Origin of the sequence: Tunturiibacter empetritectus (assembly GCF_014201375.1) — a bacterium.
GTDB lineage: Bacteria > Acidobacteriota > Terriglobia > Terriglobales > Acidobacteriaceae > Edaphobacter > Edaphobacter lichenicola_D.
In genome coordinates this window covers 386,446-401,032 of the sequence record NZ_JACHDZ010000001.1, presented here as the reverse complement: position 1 = coordinate 401,032, position 14,587 = coordinate 386,446, and the positions used below count along the sequence as shown (strand labels likewise).

At 57.5% G+C, this 14,587-nt stretch carries 9 protein-coding genes; 5 read left to right on the top strand and 4 right to left on the bottom strand.

Annotation, left to right across the window (positions count from 1 at the left end):
- Nucleotides 1-68 precede the first annotated feature (68 nt).
- The 3 genes from HDF10_RS01805 to HDF10_RS01795 all read left to right on the top strand — a co-directional run bounded on the left by HDF10_RS01805 (nucleotide 69) and on the right by HDF10_RS01795 (nucleotide 4,193).
- Nucleotides 69-3,038 carry a sensor histidine kinase gene (locus tag HDF10_RS01805; RefSeq protein ID WP_183809899.1) on the top strand — a complete coding sequence of 990 codons (2,970 nt, stop codon included), beginning with the start codon at nucleotides 69-71 and terminating at the stop codon, nucleotides 3,036-3,038.
- The gene (locus HDF10_RS01800; RefSeq protein ID WP_183809897.1) at nucleotides 3,031-3,657 is read left to right on the top strand and encodes a response regulator; all 627 of its coding nucleotides are present in this window, start codon (nucleotides 3,031-3,033) and stop codon (nucleotides 3,655-3,657) included. The genes HDF10_RS01805 and HDF10_RS01800 overlap by 8 nt, the downstream gene beginning before the upstream one ends.
- Nucleotides 3,658-3,824: 167 nt before the next feature.
- Nucleotides 3,825-4,193: a hypothetical protein gene (locus HDF10_RS01795; RefSeq protein ID WP_260177543.1), complete on the top strand. Its 369-nt coding sequence runs from the start codon at nucleotides 3,825-3,827 to the stop codon at nucleotides 4,191-4,193.
- 46 nt (nucleotides 4,194-4,239) lie between these two features.
- Here HDF10_RS01795 and HDF10_RS01790 read toward each other — a convergent pair whose 3' ends face one another.
- The 4 genes from HDF10_RS01790 to HDF10_RS01775 all read right to left on the bottom strand — a co-directional run bounded on the left by HDF10_RS01790 (nucleotide 4,240) and on the right by HDF10_RS01775 (nucleotide 12,524).
- Nucleotides 4,240-4,770 carry a hypothetical protein gene (locus tag HDF10_RS01790; protein WP_183809893.1) on the bottom strand — a complete coding sequence of 177 codons (531 nt, stop codon included), beginning with the start codon at nucleotides 4,768-4,770 and terminating at the stop codon, nucleotides 4,240-4,242.
- 35 nt (nucleotides 4,771-4,805) lie between these two features.
- On the bottom strand, nucleotides 4,806-11,300 hold the full coding sequence (locus tag HDF10_RS01785) for an Ig-like domain repeat protein (RefSeq protein WP_183809891.1): 6,495 nt from the start codon (nucleotides 11,298-11,300) through the stop codon (nucleotides 4,806-4,808).
- Nucleotides 11,301-11,789: 489 nt separating this feature from the next.
- Nucleotides 11,790-12,122, bottom strand: a complete 333-nt coding sequence (locus tag HDF10_RS01780; protein ID WP_221271359.1) for an Mpo1-like protein — start codon at nucleotides 12,120-12,122, stop codon at nucleotides 11,790-11,792.
- Nucleotides 12,123-12,197: 75 nt separating this feature from the next.
- Entirely contained in the window at nucleotides 12,198-12,524 is a 327-nt protein-coding gene (locus HDF10_RS01775; RefSeq protein ID WP_260177542.1) for a hypothetical protein, read from the bottom strand.
- Between the two features lie 135 nt (nucleotides 12,525-12,659).
- On the opposite strand from HDF10_RS01775, the gene HDF10_RS01770 reads away from it, so the two are divergent.
- Both HDF10_RS01770 and HDF10_RS01765 read left to right on the top strand, forming a co-directional pair.
- Complete coding sequence (locus HDF10_RS01770; protein WP_260177541.1) at nucleotides 12,660-13,271, top strand: outer membrane beta-barrel protein; 612 nt, start codon at nucleotides 12,660-12,662, stop codon at nucleotides 13,269-13,271.
- 149 nt (nucleotides 13,272-13,420) lie between these two features.
- Nucleotides 13,421-14,089 carry a BON domain-containing protein gene (locus HDF10_RS01765; RefSeq protein ID WP_183809889.1) on the top strand — a complete coding sequence of 223 codons (669 nt, stop codon included), beginning with the start codon at nucleotides 13,421-13,423 and terminating at the stop codon, nucleotides 14,087-14,089.
- Nucleotides 14,090-14,587 lie beyond the last annotated feature (498 nt).

Sequence of the window (14,587 nt, the reverse complement as noted above, 5' to 3'; positions counted from 1 at the left end):
TCAGGAAGACGTATCATCCAAGCTGAAGCGACCCGGCCATCATGCCTTCGCACTCATCGACCCTCCGCATGAACTTGCTCTCGCGCCTCCATCTCGTCGTGTGTTCTTCCCTCATCTGGATCTCATGCGGAATCGCCGCTCTCTCTCTCACCGCCCACTCGCAGTCTCTGGATAACTTCGGCTATCAATCCTGGTCCACAGAAAACGGCCTCCCGCAAAACAGCGTCCATCAGGTCTTCCAATCCACCGACGGTTACATCTGGATCGCAACCGAAGGCGGGGTAGCCCGCTTCAACGGCATCGACTTCAAAGTCTTCAATCACGAAACCACTGACGAAATCACCAGCGACGACATCTGCTGCTTTGCCCAGAGTCACACCAACCCACTCTGGATCGCAACCTCCGACGGTCTCCTTCAATACTCGGCGGGAGCGTTTCGCCGTTACTCCGCTGCGAATGGATTGCCCACTAGCCGCATCACCAACCTCGCCGCAGCAGAAGATGGCACACTCCTGATTCTCACCACAGATGGCCTCGGTAGCTTTGACGGCCAGCATTTCACCACCCTCCCCCTTCCGCCCTCCGCCGCCCCATCTGCAATCGCCATGGCCCCTGACGGCAGCGTCTGGATCGCATCAAACTCCGGAATCTTTCACTATCAAAGCGGCCGAGTTCTTCCTCAACCACTCAGCTCTACCCCTACGCAAAAAGACGTTACAGGCATCGGATTCTTCCCCGACCGCAGCCTCTGGTTGCGCACCGGAACCAGCATCACAGTCCTGCAAAATGGCCAGAACCACACTCTTCCGATAGGCCGCGACCTGCCAGCTGCACGCATCCAGTCTTCTCTCGTCGACTCGCAAGGGCAACTATGGATAGGCACCAGCAAAGGGCTCTTCACGCTCGACAAAATCAACAGCCATCCACAACCCGTCCCGGCCTTCAGCTCCGACAGCATCCTCTCCCTCATGCAGGATGAAGAGGGCAATCTCTGGGTAGGAACCGAGACCAGCGGCCTCCAAATCCTGAGGCGCAAAAACTTCCGCGCCATTCCTGCCCTCTCCGATCTCCCCGTTACAGCCATCACACAGGCATCGGACGGCGCTCTATGGGCAGGCACGAGCAGCGACGGCCTCGACCGCTGGCAAGCGGGAAACGTTCAGCATCTTTCCACCCACACCGGCCTTCTCAGCGAAACGATCCTGGCCTTAGCCCCAGGAGAAAACGGTAGCATGTGGGTCGGTACCCCAGATGGCCTGAACAACATCAACGGCGCGAAGGTCCGAACCTACACCTCTGCCGACGGGCTACCTGACGACCTCGTTCGTTCTCTCCTGAGCGACGATGACGGTGCACTCTGGATCGGCACCCGCCGCGGCCTTGCGCACTGGCAGAACAATCAGTTCGTCACTCTCACCGAATCGGACGGTCTAGGAAGTGACCTTGTAGGCGCTCTTCTCCGCTCTCATGCCTCCCCCGAACATGATCTTTGGATCGGAACCCTCAATGGACTCTCGCGCCTTCGAGGCAGCACCATCACCACCTTCACCACAAAAGATGGGCTCTCCGGCAACACCATCACCTCTCTCGCAGAAGACCCACACGGCACACTGTGGATCGGAACCAAAGCCGCGGGACTCAGCGTCATGTCCACCACGGACTTCACGTCGCTGCATCGAGACGATCTACCCCAGACCATCGACTCCATCCTCGAAGACAACCGAGGCGACCTCTGGCTAACTTCAGGTCGAGGCATCACGCGCGTCTCAGCTTCAGCTCTTATCAAATGCGGTTCGTCGTCAACCTGCGACCCTCATCCCGTCTCGTATGGCCGCGCCGATGGCATGCCAACCGAGGAAGCCTTCGGCGCAGGTCATCCCTCTACGTGGAAAACCACAGAAGGACTACTCCTGTTCGCCACCCGCAAAGGGGTCGTCGTCACCGATCCCAGCCACCTCATAGAGAACCTCATTCCTCCTCCAGTCGTCCTCGAACAATTCACGGTAGACGGCGTCAACATTCCACTGCAAGCAACAAAGAACAATATCACCCCCGGCCACACCAGGTTTGCGTTCGAATACGCCGGCCTCAGTTACGTAGCTCCCGCTAAGATCCGCTACCGCTACATCCTCGAGGGATTCGACAAGCAATGGACCGAAGCCGGTTCACGCCGTATCGCCTACTACACCAACCTCCCTCCGCGCCACTATCGCTTTCGCGTGCAGGCAGCAAACAACGATGGCGTATGGAACGAAACCGGCGCACAGATTGCCTTCTCGGTGCGTCCCCCCTTCTATCGCACCCTCTGGTTTCTCCTGCTGCTTCTTCTTCTAATCACCACCATCGCACTCCTCCTCTACCGCCTCCGCGTTCGACGACTTGAATTGCAGTTCCATGCAGTTCTTGCTGAGAGAAACCGCATGGCCCGCGAGATTCACGACACCCTGGCCCAAAGCTTCGTCGGTGTCTCCGTGCAACTCGAACTCACCTCTCAACTGCTGGCCCACTCGCAAGTCTCCGCGGCCAGCCAGCAGATTGACCGCACCAGAACTTACGTCAGGGAGGGGCTTGCCGACGCTCGTCGCAGCATCTGGAATCTTCGCGCGATTACGGCGCAGAACAGCCTGCCCACCCGGCTCACACAGCTTGCAGAACAGTGGAACCACAAGAAACTCAACACCCGCCTCAACATCTCCGGCACCTACCGGCCTCTCGCCCAGTCTTTTGAAGACGAGGTCTTTCGCATCGCCCAGGAGTCTCTGGCAAATGCCGCACGCCACGCAAACGCGACTCAGGTATCCGCGGAGCTCAACTACAATTCAACTCGATTAACATTAAGCATCGCCGACAACGGCAGCGGATTTTCGCTCCTCAATGGGGATCTCCCCTCAAACGGACACTTTGGCATAAAAGGCATGCACGAACGCGCAGCTCAAATTCATGCTCAACTGACGATAAACAGCTCTCCGCAAAATGGCACAACCGTCATCCTCGAGGCGCCCATCGCAGAAGGAAAAGAGACAGCAACCCATGGCTGAACGCATTCGAATCCTTGTAGTAGATGACCATCACGTCGTACGGCAGGGCCTCGTTGCTCTGCTCAGCATCATGCCCAACATCGAAGTCGTTGGCGAAGCCAGCGACGGAGTCCAGGCAGTCGAGCTCCATCGCACCCTAAAACCCGACATCACGCTGATGGATCTGCAGCTTCCCAATCTCGGCGGAGTCGATGCCATTCTGAAGATTCGTGCCGAAGACTCCGCCGCAAGATTCATCGTCCTCACTACTTTTGACGGAGACGAAGATATCTTCCGCTCCCTCCAGGCCGGCGCAAAGGCCTACCTCCTCAAAGGAATGACCGTTGACGAACTCCTCTCAACCATCCAGGCAGTTCACAGCGGAAGAACGCTGATCTCCCCAGCCATCGCAGAGAAACTCGCCGAACGGATGAGTACGCAAGCTCTTACCAATCGCGAGCTGAAGGTCCTCGAGCGCATCGTAGCCGGCCGCGCCAACAAAGAGATCGCCTCCGACTTGAAGATCAGCGAAGCCACGGTCAAGTCACACATCAACAGCCTGCTCGGCAAACTCGGCGTCAGCGATCGCACTCACGCCGCGACCGTAGCTCTCCAGCGAGGTATCGTACATCTCAAATGAGACAACATCCGATGAAGTCCTCTCTCTTAGCGCTCCTACTATGTCTCAGCTTTTCCTCTTTTGTCTTCTCTCAAACAAAGTCTTCCTGGCGCGCCGCGACTCCCTCAGAACTACAGGCTGTCTTGCCCGCCCGCGCACCAGTCGAGAAGGAGCGTATCGAAACAGAGATGCGCACCGCTTCCGGCATCATCGACGCGCACGGGAAGATCATCGCAGGGGTTGTTCTCATCACAGCCGGGTACTCCGCCGACGGAAAATACTCTCACTACCTTTTAGTCCAGTCCCCCATCATCTTCGGAGACATCTCACTCGCCGCCGGCAACTACGTCATCGGATGGCAACGTGGTGAAGACGACCTCGTCGTCAAGTTCTACGAAGCAGTAACGGGGAAAGAACAAGGCACCGTCACAGCTCATCGTCTGGCAACGCGATCACGTGTAGAGTCCTTTCGCATCTGGCCGCCCTCAAACAACTCAATCCTTCAAATCGGCCGCTTCGCAATTCCCTACATCCTGAAAGAGCGCCCCGCAAGATGAAGCTCGTCGCATTATCTTGCGCAGAACACACACCGATGACGTAGAGCTAATGAAAGTGAACAGCGATCCCAGTGCTAGCTCCATATGGCCGCAACGTGCCGAATGGGAAATTGAGCCACCACTGATATTCGAAGTCGACAAGCCGAATGCTGTACCGGCTGCTTCCAAGCGCCAGATCGACACCGCCGCCCGGAGCAAGCACAAAATAACTGCCGTCCGCGTAGCCGTAGGGAAAATGAAAGCGCCCATCCCCGATCAGAACCTTTCCGTATGCGGTCATCCACCGCCTGCGGTACGGAAACTTTCCTCCGATCAGATAAGTCGACTGATGCGTACCAACCTCCTCATTGATCGTAAGAAAACGAACCTCAGCCTCGTAGCTGATCCTCTCCGAACGAGCGTAATCGACAAAGCCAGACCCGCCGCCAAGGTTACGCTTGCCATAGTCTGCCGCAAAGAAGGAGTACGTCCCGCCAGCCATCCACCGCGGCCCAGGCCCCGTAGCCGTCGGCAGCGCCTGGGCATAAAGAGTCGACGTTGCAGCGGCAAGCAATAGCAGTACAACAAGCTTCCGCAACGATCTCTGGAGATGCCGTGAACCAGACCGATCGATCACTGGGTCACCGTCAAAGTCATCGGAGCAGACTGTGTCACCGCCGTCTTGGCGCCGATAGCAGTCACATTGAAGACGTAGGTCCCTGCAGGAGTTCCATGCACATCGAGTCCGCCGCAGCCCGTGATTGCCATCGCCCCAGTAAAGAGCAGCGCGAGCAAAACTCCGCTCAGAAGCTTACCGGCACGTCGCGAACGCAGCAGCGACAACCCGAGGATGAGCCCGCCCGGCAGGAAGCACAGCGCAATCCGGCTACCAGACGGTTCGTCTACTTTTGCAACACTCCCCGCAGTCAGCGGCGAGCCTGTATCAATCGTCAGGCTGATCGTCTGGTGCCCGTTCGCATCGAGTGACACCTGGTCAGAAGTAAACGTGCAGGTCGCCGCTCGCGGCAGGCCCACACACCCAAGCGACAAGACATCCGTGAAGTTCTGAATCGAGGTCAGCGTCAACTGGATCGTGTTGTGCTGCGTGGTCTTCAACTGCATCGTCGGAGGATTCAAAGTAATCGTGAAATTAGTCGCCTGAATCACCGTCAAAGACACAGCACTCGACACCGACCCCAGATACTGCGAGTCTCCCTGATAAGTAGCGATCGGAGTGTAGGTCCCCAACCCCAGGCTGGTAGTCAGAGTAGCGATGCCCGACGCGTTCAGAGTCGCACTACCAAGCGTTTTGCCTCCCGAGCTGAAGACCACCGTACCAGAAGGCGGCACAGCAGCATCTCCCTGCAAGGTCGCAACAAGAGTAAACGGTTGATTCTCTATGACGGGGCTCGAAGAGATCGTCAACGTGTTCATGGAAGTGTGCAGCTGCACCACTTCCGTCAGCGCCGGCGAGGTGCCCGGAAAGTTTTGCGTATCCCCGGCATAAGTCGCAGTCAAAGTGTGTGGCCCAAGAGCAAGCGTTGAAACACTGAATGTCGCAACCCCGGAGCTGTTAACACTCGCCGTCCCCAGAATAGTGGAACCATCAGACAAGGTGACCAGCCCCGTGGGTGGGTTCGCGCTGCTGCCAGTCACCGAAGCAGTAAACGTAATCGGATTGCCAATCAGAGCAGCTCCCGTACTCGTCCCGCTGATTGTACCCAGACTACTAACCGCAGTGAGCGTGACGACGGTGCGCTGTTCGATGTTTTGCAACACAGGATTAGAGGTGCTGGTCAAAGTATTGCTGTCGCCTTCGTAGATTGCGAGCAGAATATGCTGACCGGCAGCAAGCGAAGATGTCGTAAGAGTCGCAATGCCATTGACTCCCACCGAAGCAGTCCCGATAACCGTAGTCCCATCTTCGAAGCTCACCGGACCCGCGGGAGCCGCGCCCTTTCCAGTCACCTGTGCGGTAAGAGTGAGAGGAGCGCCCGCAATCGACGGCGTGCCCGAGGTAGTCAGCACAGTTGTCGTGCCACTGTTCTGCACCGTCTGGACCAGCACCGGACTGCTGCTCGTCCGGCTCACGCTGTCGCCACTGTAAGTCGCAACAATCGAGTGTTGCCCTGGGCTCAGAGCATTCGTCGTAAACGTCGAAGTACCCGACGCCCCCACGATGCTCGTCCCGAGAACCGCAGTCCCATCACGGAACGCGACAGTACCAGTAACCGGCGAGCCTCCGCTGCCCGAGACCACGGTCGTAAACGTCACCGAGGTGCCCGACAAAGAGGGATTGCTGCTCGAAACCAGAGTGCTGGCAGTCGGCTGCAGGATCGTCTGAAGAAGAGGACCCGACACGCTACCAGGATGACTCGAATCGCCGTTATAGGTCGCAATCAGCGTATGCGCCCCAATCGATAAATTCGAGACACTGAGAGTAGTCAGCCCGTTCGCGTCGACCCCACTCGTACCGATGCTGTTCGCTCCGTCGCGGAGGATCACTGTGCCGGTTGGTTGAGATCCCGTCCCACTCACCGTCATCGCAAACGTAACCGCAGCTCCAATCAGCGCTGGATTGTTGTTGCTACTCAGCGTGACCGCGCTCGTCGACGGTTGAATCGTCTCCAGAAGACCGGGCGAACTGGCAGCACTGTTATTGGCATCGCCTGTGTAAGTCGCCACGATCGTATGCTGTCCCACCGAGAGACTGGTGGTCGAGAAGTTTGCGCTGCCATTCGCTGCGATTGGCGAAGAACCAAGCCCCGCAGTGCCATCGGTAAACGTAACGCTGCCGGTCGGAGCAACAGTAGTCCCGCTAAGGTTGGCTGTAAAGACAACCTGAAGCCCGGCTACCGAAGGGTTGCTGCTTGAAACCAGAGTAAGACCTGGCACACCTTTGTTCACCATGATTGTCTGCGGCGGAGACGACGAAGGCGCATCGTTCGTGTCTCCGCTGTAACTAGCCGACAGCGTGTGTTGGCCAAGAGAAAGATTCGAGACAGATAGGCTTGCAGAACCGTTTGCGCTAAGGTTCGCCGTCCCGATAACGTTGGTGCCGTCAAGGAACGTAACCTGTCCACCGGGGATACCGCCCGAGCCTGTAACCGTGACAGTCAAAGTCTCTGTCGAGTTCACCGTCGAGGTGACCGCGCTGACCGCCATCGAAGTTTGTGTGGTCGCGCGCTGCACCAACTCGCTTAACGTCGAGGATAGAGCCGCATTATTATTGGCGTCTCCACCATACGACGCAGTAATCAAGTGCGTCCCCAAAGCCAGGCTCGTAGTGTTGAAAATCGCAACGCCCGCCGCATTCAGCGTGATCGCAGCTAAAGTCGCAGATCCGTCATGGAAGGTAACAACCCCGGTCGGCGCAGGCTCCGAGCCCCCAACCGCCGCAGTGAACGTCACATTGGCGCCGGCGCTTACCGGATTCTGACTCGAGGCAAGCGCCACCCCGGTGACCGGAGAAACAATATGGGTCAAGCTCGCCGAAGTACTACCGGAATCATTCGTATCGCCAAGATAAACCGCAGTAATAATGTGCTGTCCGACAATCAGCGTCGAGATACTCAGCACCGCAGTTCCGTTAGCCGTCAGCGAAGGACTGCCGATCACCGTCGAACCATCCATGAACTGCACGGTTCCACCTAACGCGCCCGAACTACCCGCCACCGTGGCAGTGAACGTCACCGGAGCGCCAACCGGTGTCGTCGAAGCGCTCGCCGTCAGAGTCGTGGTCGTCGTTGCCTTCACGACAACCTGCGTAATCGCAGGCGACGTACTTGTTCCGTTATAGGTATCTCCGGAGTACGCAGCGGTCAGGGAATGAGAACCGACCGTGAGAGAGGACAGCGAAATCGTGCCAAGTCCCGCAGCGTTGATCGGACTCGTACCAAGAGCGGCCGTGCCGTCATAAAAAGTAACCGACCCCGTCGGAGCGGATCCATTGCCCGTGACAGTCGCGCTCAAAGTAACCGGCAACCCCGCCGTTGACGGACTTCCCGAAGTCGAAAGCACAACTCCCGTCGTCGCCTGTTGAACGTTCAGAGTCAATGCAGGCGTCGTGCCCAGGTTGTTGTTATCTCCTCCGTAGACGGCAGTGAGCGAGTGAGTCCCAGTGGAAAAAGAAGGCACCGTAAAGCTCGCGATACCCTGCGCATTCAGCGCCGCCGTACCAAGCACCGTCGCACCATCCATAAAGGTCACGACGCCCGTAGGAACGCCTCCATTGCTCGTGATCGAAACCGTGAGCGTGTCACTCTTTCCCGCGATCGAAGGGTTGGCAGACGCAATCAGCGTGCCCGACGTAACCGCCTGCTGTACCTTCTGCACGATCGTAGAGGAGATACTTCCGGCATAGATGGAAGACCCGCCGTAGATCGCAAAAATCGAGTGCTGCCCGACCGACAGCGAGTTCAGAGTGATCGTCACCGTACCTCCGGTAACCGTCGCTGCGCCGAGAGTCGTCGTTCCATCCATAAACGTCACGGTTCCAGTGATCGGGCTCGATGGTACTGACGACGCCGGCGTGATCGTCGCAGTCAGTTGAATACTCGATCCCGCAGGCGCAGTACTTGCGTTGGAAGTGACCGCCGTCGTGGTGGTAATTTGCTCGATGGTCTCCTGCACTGACGTGGAGTTGCTTGCGGCATTGTTCGCATCGCCCCCGTACACGGCGCGAATCGAGTGCGACCCAACAGACAAGGTCGAAAGAGTAAGGGCAGCCGCTCCATGAATGTCCAGGGTCAACGTACCCAGAACCGTAGTGCCCTCCTGAAACGAGACTGTGCCCGTCGGCGTTACAGATCCGCTTCCCGTCACACTCGCCGAAAAAGTAACAGCGGTTCCATAAGAGACATCCGGATTACTGGTGATAAGAGTGGTCGCAGTCGAAGAAGCAACCACGATCTGATTGAGCGTGGGCGAAGTACTCGCGATCGAATTGGCATCGCCACTGTAGCTCGCCGTTATGTGGTGTGTCGCAACGCTCAGCGAGGACGTACTAAAGCTAGCCGCTCCGGTTGCATTCAGATTGACCGTTCCCAGGAGAACTCCCCCGTCGAGAAACCTGACGCTCCCAGTAGGAATCCCCGATGTCCCCGCAACAAGCGCCGAAAAAGTCACGCTGACCTGCGGAGACGAAGGATTGAGACTCGACGACAGCGCAACCGACGTCCCATCCTTGACAATCTGAGTTACTGAGGTAGACGTTCCCGGCGCGGTATTCGAATCGCCCGCATAGCTCGCCGTAATGATGTGAGTCCCACTCGCGAGGCTTTGTGTTGGAAACAGCGCCACGCCGGCGCTATTGAGCGTAGCGGTCCCAATCGTCGCCGCCCCATCAAGAAAAGTAACAATGCCGGTCGGTGTCACTCCAGTGCTCGTCACCGCGACAGTGAACGTAACAAGCGCCCCCGTGGCCGAGGGAGAGCCGCTTGTGTTCAACGTGATAGTCGATGGATCAAGCGTCAAAACCTTACCGCTGAGAGTGATCGTCTGCGGACTGGTCGGCGAATCCGACGTAACAATAATCGTTCCAGTTACCGTGTTGCCAATCACCGTCGGCGCAAACTGAGCGCCGATAATGCAATTCAAAGCCGAAGCCATCGCCACGCTGGTCGAGCAGGTAGTAGCAACAGGATCCAGCTGCGTATTTACACCCGGATTCAGACTGGAGATATTCAGCGGCGCGTTCCCATCATTTTCCAGCTCTTCATCCTGTGTGGCCGAAACGCGCTGTACCCGGATCGTCGGAAAATTTAAGACCGCGTTGATGCTCTTAACCAGGCGTATCCGATTGTGGAACACGTCGCTGACATAAAGATTCCCCGATCCATCGAGCGCCATTCCATAGGGACCATACATGCCCGCCGCATTCGCAGGCCCACCGTCGCCACTAAAAGATTCCTGATTGCTACCGACTACAGTATCGATCTCACTTGTAACAGCATTCACCTTACGAACCCTGTTGTTGCCTGCATCGGCAATATAAATATTTCCTGCCGCGTCGATCGCCGTCGCCGCCGGACTATCCAGCACAGCAGCGCTCGCTGGCCCGCCATCGCCGGCAAACCCCGAAGTTCCATTCCCCGCAATGGTCGAAATCGTCCCATTGAGCGCGACCGTGCGCACGCTGTGATTGTTCTGATCGGCAATGTAAACCTGCCCATCAGGACCAACCGTCACACCCCACGGTCCGTTCAGGCTCGCGCCTACCGCCGGTCCTCCATCCCCTGCATAAGCTGCGGTATGGTTCCCCGCAAACACAGAGATAATCCCGGTCGAGAGATCCACGCGCCGGATCACATTGTTTCCACTGTCCGCAATATAGAGATAGCCTTTCACCGGATCGATCGCAACTGAATCAGGCGTATCCAGACGAGCAAGAATCGCGAGCCCGCCGTCTCCCGAGTACCCCTGTGTCCCCAGCACGCCCGCTACCGTCGTGATCACTCCCGTAGCCGCTGTCACCCTACGAATCGCATGATTATTGCTATCGGCAAAGTAAAGATTGCCCGCACCGTCAAGTGCAACCGAAGTCGGCAGGCTCACAGAAGCCAGCGTCGCCAGCCCTCCGTCACCGCTGTTACCGGCACTCCCGTTCCCGGCATACGTCGACATCAGCTGTGAGGCCGCATCCACCCGCCGAATGCGATTGTTGCTCGAATCGGCAATGAACATATTTCCAGCCGGATCCACCGCCACTCCGAATGGAAGAAAGATCGGAGAAGCGGTAGCCGGCTGCCCGTCTCCACGGTAGATCCACGACACATCGCCGGCGACCGTACTGATGATGCCCGGAACGAACAACGCGAGCGGCCCGCCACCCGTTGCCACCAGCCACGTATCTCCCAGCGGCAATCCCGACGTATCAAATAGAGCAACCGCACCTATATGTTGTCCAGGATATTTCGGACTGAACGTAACCGGGAAGCTGCACGTCTGACCCACAACCAGCGTGCTCCCTGTCAAACAGGTGCCAGCTCCCGAAATAGCAAAATCAAGATTGGCAACTCCCCCGGTTAGCGCGCTCACCTTGCCTAACTGACCAATCGCCGTCACCACAACGGAGACCGTCTGAACCGCGGACGTACTTCCAACCGCCGTCACCCCCGGCAGTGTCACAGGTGACGCGTAAGCGCAACTCGCAGCTACACCAGAGAATAGAAGCGCGAAGCAGAAGCATAGCATCGCGGTAAGCCGCGGCCGTCCCTCGCGACGTGCACAAGTTGGGAAGATCAGATCACCGAAACGGCAGAAAAAGTTTCTATCAAATCGAACAGGAGCGAGCATGTTTACCTCAGGAACTCAGCGGAGATAAGGTTGCGACGTGGCTCCAAAGTCGGGGAGGAAAACGCCAGAGATCGCAAGATGGCACACATGACCCTTTGGTAATCATGACTTTAGGCAAGTTTGGAGCAACAGGAAATTACCCGTAAGTTGCACGAAATCTACGACAAATGCTCGCCGATTGCCATCACGTGTTCATCTTCCAAATCGAAAGAGCAGACGAATCCGCTGACCTAGCCGCCCGTCAGGCCGGCAGATGTCTTTGCCAGGTAGCGCTTCATCTTGTCTATAAATAATTTGTCACACCACCAGTTGCCTTTTGGCCTAGGGCTTCCCACGCATCTTCGCTGCCCACCATCGCGACCCCACCAGTAGAAATCGCCAGTCCTTCAGAAACTCCGGCGGCTTCCCTTCAATCGCATGCCCTACAAACTGCAGCAGCCACCCAAAGCAGAACAGCCCGACTCCCACCCACAGCAATCGGTGCCACACAATCGTCGCCACCAGCACTGGCAGCGACAACATAATAATCGGTATCCCAAACGTATGCGTCAGCCTGTTCAGCGGATGCTGATGGCTCTCCGAGTACTCTGCAATCCAGCTCTCCCAACTTCGTCCACCCAGCATGGCGACACCATACTCTCGCCTCCTTACCACCCGCAACCAAAATCATCGCACCAACCGCCAGACTGCCTTTCGTCCCACTCTAGCCGCACGCGCCGCAGCGGGCCATCACTCCCACTGCGAGCTATGCCGCTCCAGCCACCAGCACGCCGGATTCCCCTGCTGCGGAAAGATAGACCGGCTGCACGTCACCGGCACCGCGCCCATATAGTCGTACTCCACCTTACTGCCCTTCAGCGGAGTAGCCAGAAACTGGTTCACCTGCACCACCCGGTAAGCCGTCCCATGCGAGACGCGCACCCGCAGCACCGCCCAATCCCCTACCCACAGCGCTCCCGCCGCAACCGCCAGCGCCACCAGCAATCGAACCACCCGCCCACCCCATCGTCCCATCAGCCAAAGTATGGCACAGAAGAGAAGTAAGCATTGCGGCAAACAGGCCGATAACTCCCTACAGGGGAGATCTCGAACTCCCCGCTTACCTCAGTAAGCCACCCAGCATTCAGCACTGGGCGTTGCGTTAGAGAAGAGAGAAGCATTGCGTTAGAGGAAGAGAGATCAGAGGATCGAATGAAGTTCAAAAAGTCATTGACCCGGTTGATCCTGTCTGCCGCGCTCCCCCTCACCTACCCGGCCCCCAACGCACTCGCACAAAGCACCCCCACCGCGACCCAACAGCTTCAGCTCTACACCTTCGCCGGAGCCACCGGCACCTTCACCAACCTCGCGGGAGGAAAAAATCTCGACATCACCGCCGGCGTCGACATTACGATCCTCGCCTTCCGCCGCTTTCGGCCCGCCGCCGAGATCCGCGGCTCTTATCCCATCGACGAAGGCACCATCAGCAGCCAGAAAAACTTCCTCCTCGGCCCCAAGGTCGAGTATCCCCTCGGACGCTTCCACCCCTACGCGGACTTCCTCATCGGCCGCGGCGCAATCGACTACCTCAGGGGCGGCTATATCTTCGGCAACTTCCGCTACCTCAACTCCAACACCCTCGTCCTCTCCCCCGGAGTCGGCCTCGACTACAGCCTCACCCATCACCTCGCCGTCAAAGTCGACTTCCAGTACCAGCACTGGAACACTCCTGCCGTTCCCTCAGGCAGCATCCGTCCCAAGGCCACCACCCTCGGCGCCGTCTACGTCTTCGACTTCAACCCGCACCATCACCACAACCCGTAAACCTCACTCCTCGCCGCCGATGGCCTCAGAACTGATACCCTAAGCCTCAAATCGGCACCTCAAATCGACGCCAGCCTCTGGACTCCACTCCCCCCATAGCGTATCTTTTTGCCGGAAGCCTAAATTCATAACAACCGGAGAGAAAACAGATGACCCGCCTAACCCGTCGCGTGTTCCCGGCCCTTGCCGCATCTCTTGTCTTCACTCTTTCTGCCCCTACAGTTATCGCCCAGGAACCCACACCCGGCCCCACCTGGTCGCAGGAAGATACCCTCCGCATCGTCCAGGAGGTACAGAAAAAGCTTGGCGGCCTCTCCAACCTCGGAGTCTTCGACTGGCTCACCTTTGGCATTCACGGCAAAGTCCTCGTCCTCAAGGGCTACGCCTCCCGCCCCGTTCTCAAAAGCGACGCCGAAAACGCCGTCAAGAACATCCCGGGCATAGACTCCGTCGACAATCAGATCGAAGTCCTTCCCTACTCGCCCATGGACGACCGCATCCGCGCCGCCGTCTACAACCGCATCTACACCCAGCCTTCGCTGCGCAAATATAACGCCAATCAGGGCAACATCGGCCGCGCCATCGGACCCGGAGCAGGAATCGCACTCGCCGCCGGCGGCATTACGAACACCCCGCCCATCGGCTACCACGCCATTCACATCATCGTGAAGAACGGCAACGTCACCCTCTACGGCGTCGTCCTCAACCAGATGGACTCCTCCATCGCCGGAATGCAGGCCAACTCAGCCCCCGGCGCCTTCAGCGTCGACAACGACCTCATCGTCCAGGGCTCAGCCTCCAAATCAAAAGAAAAATAAAAACCGCTCTCTTCCCGATGCGGGAGTTGGTCCTCAAACCAACTCCCGCAACAACGGTTGCTCACGCTTTTTGAGCAACGCAGTCGAAGATCTCCCGTCTTTGTAGTTGTCCTTGCTTGTCCTTTTGTTGTCATCCCGTAGGGATCTGTTTTTGCCTTTTGCCTTTGCTATTCGCCTTTGTGATAGAGCCGGGCTTCAGCCCCGCGTCCAACCCGAGCCGCGCAAGAGGCAACCTCTCTGTCGAAGGCTGGAGCAACGCCAACGGGGCGAAGCGACAAAATATTGCCGTTGCCTTTGTTGTTGCCTGTTCTCCTCAACCTGTCAAGATTCTGTCAAGCCCCACAACCACCTAAACCAAGCAAATACAACAAGATGCACATGGCGTATTAGTTATCGCCAAAGCTCTATAATGAAAAGAGAGGCAACGAGGCCCGCCTGATGCGTGGCTTTTGCTTAACCAAAAAGAATGCTAACCCCTTTGTTTGCAGGATTCTGCAA